We start from the raw sequence: 2,496 nt of genomic DNA on the forward strand, positions 1-2,496 counted from the left end.
GGTCAGGACCAAGCCTCGATGGTTACGGCACATCGCACCCATGACGGAGTCGGAGGTGATGCCGTCGGCCTGCCACGCCCGGACCAACGCGTTGCTCTGACGCTCGAGCTCGGCATAGGTGATGGGTCCGCGCTCGTCGATGATCGCCACCGCATCGTAGCCGTTCTCGGCGTGTGCATGGACCGGCCCGGCAAAGGGTCCGTACTTGTCCACGGCTGCAATGGATTTGAGTCCGCGATCGAGGCGAGGGAACGGGACGAGTCCGGCTCGGAACATGACCCCCGCCGCGCCGATGGTGTCAGTGACCTTGGTGACCAATCCGGGCATACGTGAACCTCTTCCCAGCGTCGTTGTAGGACTGATTACACACTAATGCGCAATCAGGTTTCGGTGGTGAAGTTTCACGATGGCGACCGAGCACTCCGCCCCGCCACCTCGAAAGGTGGCGGGGCGGAGTGTTTCGGGATCTGGTCCGTGCGACCGTCACTTCAGTTCGGCGGACGACTTTCCGAGTAGACGGCGTGCGACGATCAGCTGCTGGATCTGCTGGGTGCCCTCGAAGATGTCGAGAATCTTCGAGTCGCGGCCCCACTTCTCGAGCAACGGGCGCTGCGAGTAGCCGTAAGTGCCGGCCAACTCGACTGCCTTGAGCGTCACGTCGGTGCCGGTGCGGCCGGCCTTCGCCTTGGACATGGACGCTTCGAGCGAGTTCGGCTTCTTGTTGTCGGCCATCCACGCCGCGCGCAGAGACAGCAGGTACGCGGCCTCCCAGTCGGCTTCCAAACGGATGAACTCGGCTGCAGCTGCATGCTGGTTGTAGACCGGTGTGTCGTAGGAGATCTCGACACCGGCTTCGGTCAGGATGCCGCGCAGTTCTTCGAGAGCTGCGCGTCCGACGCCGACGGCCATGGCTGCAACGAGGGGCCGGGTGTTGTCGAACGTCTGCATGACGCCGGCAAAGCCCTGCTCCACGTTGACCTCCGGGCTGCCGAGGATGTTGTCCGCGGGAATGCGGCAATCCTGGAGCAGGAGTACTGCGGTGTCGGAGGCCTTGATGCCCAGCTTGTGCTCGAGGCGAGCAACGCTCAGGCCCGGTGCGTCACGCGGAACGACGAACGACTTGATGGCCGCTCGGCCCTTCGACTTGTCGACCGACGCCCACACGACGATGTGCGTCGAACGCTCACCGGCGGTGACGAAGATCTTCTCGCCGTTGAGAACCCACTCGTCGCCGTCGAGAACGGCGGTGGTGGTCACGGCGGCGGAGTCGGAACCGAAGCTCGGTTCGGTGATGGCCATCGAGGCCCACACCTTGCCGAAACGTTCGAGCTGTTCGTCGGTTGACACTGCGGCGATCGCGGCGTTGCCGAGCCCCTGGTAGGGGATCGAGAGCATGAGTCCGACGTCGCCCCAAGACGTTTCGAGCGAGTTGAGGAGCGCAGACATGTTGCCGCCGTTGGCGTTGCCACCCTTGGCGCTCGCGTCGGACCGTCCGCCGCTGGCGCCGCCGATGTCTCCACCGGAATCGGAGAGGCCTTCCACCATGGCGGCCATGGTGTCGAGCTCGACGGGGTACTCGTGCTCAGCGAGATCGTACTTACGTGAAATGGGTCGGAAGATCTGCGCCGCGACCTGATGTGCCTGGTTCGCTGATGCTTTGAGCTTCTTGGGAAGTTCGAGGTTGATCATCGTGGTTCTCCTGGAAGTTCAGCGGCGTCAGATGAGGACGATGCCCTCGGCAACGCCGATGGCACGGAGGTCGCGGTACCAGCGCTCGACCGGGTGTTCCTTGGTGAACCCGTGTCCACCGAGGAGTTGCACACCGTCGAGGCCGATCTGCATGCCCTTCTCGGAAGCCAGCTTCCGGGCCAGAGCGGATTCGCGAGCGAAGGACAAGCCCTGCTCGGCGCGTGAAGCGCCCCGAAGCGTGACCAGACGCAGTCCGTCGAGTTCGATGCCGATGTTGGCGACCATGAAGGCAACCGCCTGGCGGTGGCTGATCGGCTCGCCGAACGCTTCGCGCTCGTTGACGTACGGAATCACGTAGTCGAGAACTGCCTGGCTGGTGCCGACGGCCATGGACGCCCAACCGAGTCGAGCCAGGCGAATCGCGTCGGCGTATTCGGCCTTACGCTGCTCGGCGTCACCGTCGCCGAGCAGTGCGGACTCCGACACCGCGACATCGGTGAGGATCAGGCGACCCAGGCCTGCGGCGCGCAGTCCCATGCTGGGATCTGCTTCGACGACGAGTCCCTTGGTGTCGGATTCGACGATGAAGAAGGACGGCTTGCCGTCGAGTTCTGCGGCGATGACGAAGAGTTCGGACGTAGCCGCGGCGGGCACCAAGCTCTTGACGCCGTTGAGCTTGTAGCCGCTGGGGGAGCGAACTGCCTTGGTCTGCAGGGCAAACGGATCGAACAGTGCGCGTGGTTCGTTGACCACCACTGCTGCGCCGGGGACCTGCTCGCCGGTGAAGGCCGGAAGGTAGGTCTTCTG

The 2,496-nt window shown here is 64.1% G+C and carries 2 protein-coding genes and 1 pseudogene; all 3 read right to left on the reverse strand.

What is annotated here, in order from left to right; all coding sequences use genetic code 11:
* Nucleotides 1–327 (reverse strand): annotated as a pseudogene (locus tag A2J01_RS09890) (acyl-CoA synthetase); the annotation flags it as partial.
* Between the two features lie 156 nt (nucleotides 328–483).
* Nucleotides 484–1,689: an acyl-CoA dehydrogenase family protein gene (locus tag A2J01_RS09895; protein ID WP_003942363.1), complete on the reverse strand. Its 1,206-nt coding sequence runs from the start codon at nucleotides 1,687–1,689 to the stop codon at nucleotides 484–486.
* Between the two features lie 27 nt (nucleotides 1,690–1,716).
* Nucleotides 1,717–2,496 (reverse strand): acyl-CoA dehydrogenase family protein (locus A2J01_RS09900; protein WP_197494195.1); only part of this gene is annotated, 780 nt, incomplete at its 5' end.

Source organism: Rhodococcus sp. EPR-134 (assembly GCF_001647205.1).
GTDB lineage: Bacteria > Actinomycetota > Actinomycetes > Mycobacteriales > Mycobacteriaceae > Rhodococcus_F > Rhodococcus_F qingshengii.